This is a genomic window from Prevotella sp. LCP21S3_D2 (assembly GCF_052118345.1).
In the GTDB taxonomy this organism is placed as follows: Bacteria; Bacteroidota; Bacteroidia; order Bacteroidales; family Bacteroidaceae; genus Prevotella.
Map to the genome: position 1 here is coordinate 1 of NZ_JBQKHJ010000107.1, position 430 is coordinate 430.

The 430-nt window shown below is 44.7% G+C and carries 1 protein-coding gene; it reads left to right on the plus strand.

Annotation, left to right across the window (positions count from 1 at the left end):
- A partial coding sequence (locus ACTQ16_RS16820) for a group II intron maturase-specific domain-containing protein (protein WP_441938585.1) occupies positions 1-430 on the plus strand: 430 nt, incomplete at both ends.

The window sequence follows — 430 nt, forward strand, 5'->3', positions numbered from 1 at the left end:
GAAGGTGAACAGGGACAAGACAGTTGTGTCCTATGTGCAAGGTGTGAAATACCTTGGTTACTCCTTTTATGTAATGAAAGGCAAATGCCAACTCACGGTACACCCAAAAGCCAAATCCAGGATGAAAGCCAAACTCAAGGAGTTGACTTCCCGAAGCAATGGTTGGGGATATGCCAAGAGAAAGCAAAAACTTGAAGAGTACATAAGGGGATGGGTAGGTTACTATCACCTTGCCAACATGAAACGTTTCCTCATGGAAACTGACGAGTGGCTAAGGCGACGGCTACGTATGTGTATATGGAAGTCGTGGAAGAGGGTAAAAACGAGAATTGCCAACTTGATAAAGTGTGGTATAGATAAGTACCAAGCTTACATGTGGGGCAATAGTCGTTTGGGGGATTGGCGCATAGCTGGCAGTTACATACTAAGT